Raw genomic sequence first — 6,255 nt, 5'->3', positions numbered from 1 at the left:
TGCTGCTGCTGGCCGGCGGCCGCCGGGTGCTCTGGGCGGTCGGCATCTCGCTCGCGCTCTTCGCCGGGTTCGCCACCGCCACCATCACCGAGCAGGTCACCTACCCGCACTCGGACTGGCGCAAGTTCGAGGCGACCGGGTTCACCAAGGACGCCGGGATCAAGCCCAAGGACAACCTGGTGATCGCCTGGGACATGGACGGGGGCCTGCGGATGGCGCAGACCTACGAGGTCTACCAGGGCCGGGTCTGGTACCGCGACCCGCGCTGGCAGCCGATTCCGGCGGAGGCGACCGCGATCGTCACCCCGCTGCCGAAGGACGCCAAGGCGGCGCCGGAGTCCTACTGGGCCGACCACCCCGCCGAGTGGTACGTGGACCGGACCAACCAGCAGCACGGCTGGATGCTCTGGCGCAAGCACTGACCGGAGGGCCGTCCGTCGATCGGGGCCGGTGGGGGAGACCCTCACCGGCCCCGATTGGCTTTCCGCTTGCTCCGTGTGGCAGTATGTCCAAGTTGCTCGGTTGAGTGCCGATGCTGCGCGCCTCCCGCCGGGAGGACTGGAAGCGAGTCCCATGTACTCGTCGTTCCCGTGATGGCCGTTCATGTGTTCACGTGAAGTGTGTGGACGCAGTGGTGTGAAGTCGACACCGCGGCAGCTGCGGGGCGGACGTACGGGAATCTTCCGGGAAGCGTGGGCAGGGCCTCGACCCGGCGCCTGGTGGGTGCAAGACCTCACCGATCCAGTGGGAAATCCGCAGGAGGGGAACCTCGTGTCGGATTTTTTGCAAGCGGGAGTGCGACACGCCCGACCGCGTGGGTCGGAGGTAACCACCCACAGGCACCACCGGACACAGTCCACCTGGATGAATCCGGCCGTAGAAGCAATAGACGACACAAAGGACTACTGAGTAGCCATGGCGGGACAGAAGATCCGCATCCGGCTCAAGGCCTACGACCACGAGGTGATTGACTCCTCGGCGAAGAAGATCGTCGAGACCGTCATTCGCACTGGTGCGCAGGTCGCGGGCCCGGTGCCGCTGCCCACTGAGAAGAACGTGTACTGCGTCATCCGCTCGCCGCACAAGTACAAGGACTCGCGCGAGCACTTCGAGATGCGTACTCACAAGCGTCTGATCGACATCCTCGACCCCACGCCGAAGACGGTTGACTCGCTCATGCGTCTCGACCTGCCGGCTGGTGTCGACATCGAGATCAAGCTCTGAGAGGCGCACCGAAGATGGCTAAGCAGATTAAGGGCATCCTGGGCGAGAAGCTCGGCATGACCCAGGTCTGGGACGAGAACAACCGGATCGTTCCGGTGACCGTCGTCAAGGCTGGGCCCAATGTCGTGACCCAGGTCCACACCGCCGACAGCCCGGCCGGCTACGACGCCGTCCAGATCGGCTTCGGCGAGATCGACCCCCGCAAGGTGAACAAGCCCCTCGCGGGCCACTTCGCCAAGGCCGGTGTCACCCCGCGCCGCCACCTGGTCGAGCTGCGTACCTCGGACGCGTCCGAGTACACGCTGGGCCAGGAGATCACCGCGGAGCTGTTCGAGGCGGGTGTCAAGGTCGACGTGACCGGCACCTCCAAGGGCAAGGGCTTCGCCGGTGTCATGAAGCGCCACAACTTCCGGGGCCTCGGCGCCGGTCACGGTGTGCAGCGCAAGCACCGCTCGCCCGGCTCGATCGGTGGCTGCGCCACCCCGGGTCGTGTGTTCAAGGGCGTACGGATGGCCGGCCGGATGGGCCACGAGCGCGTGACCACCCAGAACCTGACCATCCATGCCGTTGACGCGGAGAAGGGGCTGCTCCTGATCAAGGGCGCAATCCCGGGCCCGAACGGCGGCCTCGTCCTCGTCCGCACTGCGGCGAAGGGGCTGTGAGGATATGAGCACCATTGACATCCTGTCGCCCTCGGGCGACAAGACCGGCAGCCTCGAGCTGCCGGCCGAGATCTTCGACGCGAAGGTCAGCGTTCCGCTGATGCACCAGGTCGTCGTGGCGCAGCTCGCTGCGGCCCGTCAGGGCACCCACAAGACCAAGACTCGTGGCGAGGTCCGCGGCGGCGGCAAGAAGCCGTACCGCCAGAAGGGCACCGGCCGCGCCCGTCAGGGCTCGACCCGTGCGCCGCAGTTCGCCGGCGGTGGCGTTGTGCACGGTCCCGTGCCGCGCGACTACTCGCAGCGGACCCCGAAGAAGATGATCGCCGCCGCTCTGCGCGGTGCGCTCACCGACCGGGCCCGTCACGAGCGGATTCACGTCATCACCGGCGTGACCGCGACCGAGGCGCCGTCGACCAAGGCCGCCAAGGGTCTGTTCGGCAAGATCACCGAGCGCAAGAACGTCCTTCTGGTCGTCGAGCGCGCGGACGAGCTGGGCCTCAAGTCCGCTCGCAACCTGCCGAACGTGCACATCCTGGACGCCGGTCAGCTGAACACCTACGACGTGCTCGTCTCCGACGATGTGGTCTTCACCCAGGCCGCCTTCGAGCGTTTCGTGGCCGGTCCGGCCGCGTCCGCCAAGGCCGTTGCCGCTGAGGGCGAGCTCGAAGGGAGCGCCGCCTGATGAGCGACGTTACGAGCAAGACGTTCACGGACCCCCGTGACGTCCTGGTGAAGCCGGTCATCTCCGAGAAGAGCTACAGCCTTCTCGACGAGAACAAGTACACGTTCATCGTGTCGCCGGGCGCCAACAAGACCCAGATCAAGCAGGCCGTCGAGGCGGTCTTCTCGGTCAAGGTCGAGGCTGTCAACACGATCAACCGTCAGGGCAAGCGCAAGCGCTCCAAGACGGGCTTTGGCAAGCGCAAGGACACCAAGCGCGCCATCGTGACGCTGGCCGAGGGCAACCGCATCGACATCTTCGGTGGTCCGGTCTCCTGAAAAGGGGATCGTGATCGTCGATAAGGACGAGGACGAGAGAGCCAAATGGGCATCCGCAAGTACAAGCCGACTACGCCGGGCCGTCGTGGCTCCAGCGTGGCCGACTTCGTAGAGATCACGCGGTCCACGCCGGAGAAGTCGCTGGTTCGCCCCCTGCACAGCAAGGGCGGCCGTAACAACGCCGGTCGGATCACCGTTCGCCACCAGGGTGGTGGACACAAGCGCGCCTACCGCGTGATCGACTTCCGTCGTCACGACAAGGACGGCGTGCCGGCCAAGGTCGCGCACATCGAGTACGACCCGAACCGCACCGCGCGCATCGCGCTCCTGCACTACGCGGACGGGGAGAAGCGCTACATCATCGCTCCGCGCGGCATCGCGCAGGGTGACCGGGTCGAGAACGGCGCCGGCGCCGACATCAAGCCCGGCAACAACCTGCCGCTTCGCAACATCCCGGTCGGTACGACCATTCACGCGGTGGAGCTGCGTCCCGGTGGCGGTGCCAAGATGGCCCGCTCCGCCGGTGCCGGCATTCAGCTGCTGGCGCGTGAGGGCAAGATGGCGCACCTGCGCATGCCCTCCGGTGAGATCCGCCTGGTCGACGCGCGCTGCCGCGCGACCGTCGGCGAGGTCGGCAACGCCGAGCAGTCGAACATCAACTGGGGCAAGGCCGGCCGTATGCGCTGGAAGGGCGTCCGCCCGACCGTGCGTGGTGTCGCCATGAACCCGATCGACCACCCGCACGGTGGTGGTGAGGGTAAGACCTCCGGTGGTCGCCACCCGGTCTCGCCGTGGGGCCAGAAGGAGGGTCGCACCCGTCGCCCGAAGAAGGCGTCGGACGCTCTCATCGTGCGCCGCCGCAAGACCAACAAGAAGCGCTAGGAGCAGGTCAGATGCCGCGCAGTCTCAAGAAGGGCCCCTTCATCGACGGCCACCTTCTCAAGAAGGTGGACGCGCAGAACGAGGCGGGTACCCAGAACGTCATCAAGACCTGGTCCCGTCGCTCCGTGATCTTCCCGGCCATGCTCGGCCACACGATCGCGGTGCACGATGGCCGTAAGCACGTCCCGGTGTTCGTCACCGAGTCGATGGTCGGCCACAAGCTCGGCGAGTTCGCGCCGACGCGCACGTTCCGCGGTCACGTCAAGGACGACCGCAAGTCGAAGCGTCGCTAGTCGCCAGCGAGATTACCGACTCAATGACTTACACCAGCAAGGGGACAACCATGGAAGCCAGGGCCCAGGCGCGGTACATCCGCGTCACGCCCATGAAGGCCCGCCGCGTGGTGGACCTCATCCGTGGCCTGCCGGCCACGGAGGCCCAGGCGGTCCTGCGTTTCGCTCCGCAGGCCGCCACCGTGCCCGTCGGCAAGGTGCTCGACAGCGCCATTGCCAACGCCGCGCACAACTACAACCACTCCAACGTGGACGACCTCGTCATCAGCGAGGCGTACGTTGACGAGGGCCCGACCCTGAAGCGGTTCCGTCCGCGTGCGCAGGGTCGTGCCTACCGGATCCGCAAGCGGACCAGCCACATCACCGTGGTCGTCAGCAGCAAGGAAGGGACCCGGTAATGGGCCAGAAGGTTAACCCGCACGGGTTCCGCCTCGGCATCAGCACGGACTTCAAGTCCCGCTGGTACGCCGACAAGCTGTACAAGGACTACGTCAAGGAAGACGTTGCCATTCGTCGCATGATGACGAAGGGCATGGAGCGCGCCGGCATCTCCAAGGTCGAGATCGAGCGCACCCGCGACCGCGTCCGCGTCGACATCCACACCGCGCGCCCCGGCATCGTCATCGGTCGCCGTGGCACCGAGGCCGACCGCATCCGCGGCGACCTCGAGAAGCTGACCGGCAAGCAGGTCCAGCTGAACATCCTCGAGGTCAAGAACCCCGAGCTGGACGCCCAGCTCGTGGCTCAGGGCGTCGCGGAGCAGCTGTCCTCCCGCGTCTCCTTCCGCCGTGCCATGCGCAAGTCGATGCAGGGCACCATGAAGTCCGGCGCCAAGGGCATCAAGGTCCAGTGCTCCGGTCGTCTCGGCGGCGCCGAGATGAGCCGTTCGGAGTTCTACCGCGAGGGCCGTGTGCCGCTGCACACCCTGCGCGCGAACGTCGACTACGGCTTCTTCGAGGCCAAGACGACCTTCGGCCGCATCGGTGTGAAGGTCTGGATCTACAAGGGCGACGTCAAGAACATCGCCGAGGTCCGCGCTGAGAACGCCGCTGCCCGCTCGGGCAACCGCCCGGCCCGTCCCGAGGGTGGTCGTCCCGCCCGCGGTGGCGAGCGCCGTGGTGGCGAGCGCGGTGGCCGTGGCCGTCGCCCCGCCGCTGCCGAGGCCTCCGCGGCCCCGGTCGCCGAGGCTCCGGCTGCCGAGAACACCGGAACGGAGGCCTGACTCCAATGCTGATCCCCCGTCGGGTCAAGCACCGCAAGCAGCACCACCCCAAGCGCCGCGGCGCTGCCAAGGGTGGCACCGAGCTCGCCTTCGGCGAGTACGGCATCCAGGCCGTCACCCCGGCCTACGTGACGAACCGGCAGATCGAGTCCGCTCGTATCGCCGTCACCCGTCACATCAAGCGTGGCGGCAAGGTCTGGATCAACATCTACCCGGACCGTCCGCTCACCAAGAAGCCGGCCGAGACCCGCATGGGTTCCGGTAAGGGTTCGCCCGAGTGGTGGATCGCGAACGTGCACCCGGGTCGGGTCATGTTCGAGCTGTCGTACCCCAACGAGAAGGTGGCTCGTGAGGCGCTGACCCGCGCAGCTCACAAGCTCCCGATGAAGTGCCGGATCATCCGGCGCGAGGCAGGTGAGAGCTGATGTCGGCCGGCACCAAGGCTGCTGACCTCCGCGAGCTGGACAACGAGGGTCTCGTTGCCAAGCTCCGTGAGGCCAAGGAGGAGCTGTTCAACCTCCGCTTCCAGGCGGCGACCGGGCAGCTCGACAACCACGGACGGCTCAAGCTCGTCCGTAAGGACATCGCGCGGATCTACACCCTGATGCGCGAGCGCGAGCTGGGCATCGAGACGGTGGAGAACGCCTGATGACTGAGAACACCAACGAGACGCGCGGTTTCCGCAAGACCCGTGAGGGTCTCGTCGTCAGCGACAAGATGGACAAGACCGTCGTCGTCGCCGTCGAGGACCGCGTCAAGCACGCGCTGTACGGCAAGGTCATCCGCCGTACGAACAAGCTGAAGGCGCACGACGAGGCGAACGCCTGCGGCATCGGCGACCGGGTCCTCCTCGCGGAGACCCGCCCGCTGTCCGCGACGAAGCGCTGGCGCGTCGTCGAGATCCTCGAGAAGGCCAAGTAACGAAGTTGATGCGGTACGGCCGTATGTGCACCAGGCCCCTTGCGGGCGCTGG

General features: G+C 66.9%; 12 protein-coding genes. All 12 read left to right on the top strand.

All coding sequences use genetic code 11. The features are described from left to right. Positions 1–422: hypothetical protein (locus tag ACIP82_RS36675; RefSeq protein WP_363605502.1), on the top strand; the 422-nt coding region annotated here is incomplete at its 5' end. A 493-nt stretch (positions 423–915) separates the two neighbouring features. Further along, positions 916–1,224, top strand: coding sequence for a 30S ribosomal protein S10 (gene rpsJ, locus ACIP82_RS36670; protein ID WP_012785157.1), 309 nt, complete (start codon positions 916–918; stop codon positions 1,222–1,224). A 14-nt stretch (positions 1,225–1,238) separates the two neighbouring features. Beyond that, the gene (gene rplC / locus ACIP82_RS36665; RefSeq protein WP_360184161.1) at positions 1,239–1,886 is read left to right on the top strand and encodes a 50S ribosomal protein L3; all 648 of its coding nucleotides are present in this window, start codon (positions 1,239–1,241) and stop codon (positions 1,884–1,886) included. Positions 1,887–1,890: 4 nt separating this feature from the next. Next, complete coding sequence (gene rplD, locus ACIP82_RS36660; RefSeq protein ID WP_363605504.1) at positions 1,891–2,568, top strand: 50S ribosomal protein L4; 678 nt, start codon at positions 1,891–1,893, stop codon at positions 2,566–2,568. Next, positions 2,568–2,885 (top strand): 50S ribosomal protein L23, encoded by a 318-nt coding sequence (gene rplW, locus ACIP82_RS36655; protein WP_030280768.1) that lies wholly within the window; start codon positions 2,568–2,570, stop codon positions 2,883–2,885. The genes rplD and rplW overlap by 1 nt, the downstream gene beginning before the upstream one ends. Before the next feature lie 45 nt (positions 2,886–2,930). Continuing rightward, on the top strand, positions 2,931–3,767 hold the full coding sequence (rplB, locus tag ACIP82_RS36650) for a 50S ribosomal protein L2 (RefSeq protein ID WP_329885382.1): 837 nt from the start codon (positions 2,931–2,933) through the stop codon (positions 3,765–3,767). An 11-nt stretch (positions 3,768–3,778) separates the two neighbouring features. Then, a complete protein-coding gene (gene rpsS, locus ACIP82_RS36645) occupies positions 3,779–4,060 on the top strand; it encodes a 30S ribosomal protein S19 (protein ID WP_030055821.1) in 282 nt (93 codons plus the stop codon). Positions 4,061–4,110: 50 nt separating this feature from the next. Then, positions 4,111–4,458, top strand: coding sequence for a 50S ribosomal protein L22 (rplV, locus tag ACIP82_RS36640; RefSeq protein ID WP_030055822.1), 348 nt, complete (start codon positions 4,111–4,113; stop codon positions 4,456–4,458). Continuing rightward, positions 4,458–5,282 carry a 30S ribosomal protein S3 gene (gene rpsC / locus ACIP82_RS36635; protein WP_188306763.1) on the top strand — a complete coding sequence of 275 codons (825 nt, stop codon included), beginning with the start codon at positions 4,458–4,460 and terminating at the stop codon, positions 5,280–5,282. Before rplV ends, rpsC begins: the two co-directional genes overlap by 1 nt. 5 nt (positions 5,283–5,287) lie before the next feature. After that, the gene (gene rplP / locus ACIP82_RS36630) at positions 5,288–5,707 is read left to right on the top strand and encodes a 50S ribosomal protein L16 (protein ID WP_030055824.1); all 420 of its coding nucleotides are present in this window, start codon (positions 5,288–5,290) and stop codon (positions 5,705–5,707) included. Further along, positions 5,707–5,931, top strand: a complete 225-nt coding sequence (gene rpmC, locus ACIP82_RS36625) for a 50S ribosomal protein L29 (protein ID WP_063348970.1) — start codon at positions 5,707–5,709, stop codon at positions 5,929–5,931. The genes rplP and rpmC overlap by 1 nt, the downstream gene beginning before the upstream one ends. Beyond that, a complete protein-coding gene (gene rpsQ / locus ACIP82_RS36620; RefSeq protein WP_030055826.1) occupies positions 5,931–6,203 on the top strand; it encodes a 30S ribosomal protein S17 in 273 nt (90 codons plus the stop codon). Before rpmC ends, rpsQ begins: the two co-directional genes overlap by 1 nt. Positions 6,204–6,255: the final 52 nt, after the last annotated feature.

The sequence above is a fragment of the Kitasatospora sp. NPDC088548 genome, from assembly GCF_044753005.1.
Lineage (GTDB): Bacteria > Actinomycetota > Actinomycetes > Streptomycetales > Streptomycetaceae > Kitasatospora.
Note: the sequence above shows the minus strand (reverse complement) of the source record. Positions and strands in the feature narration are given on the sequence as shown.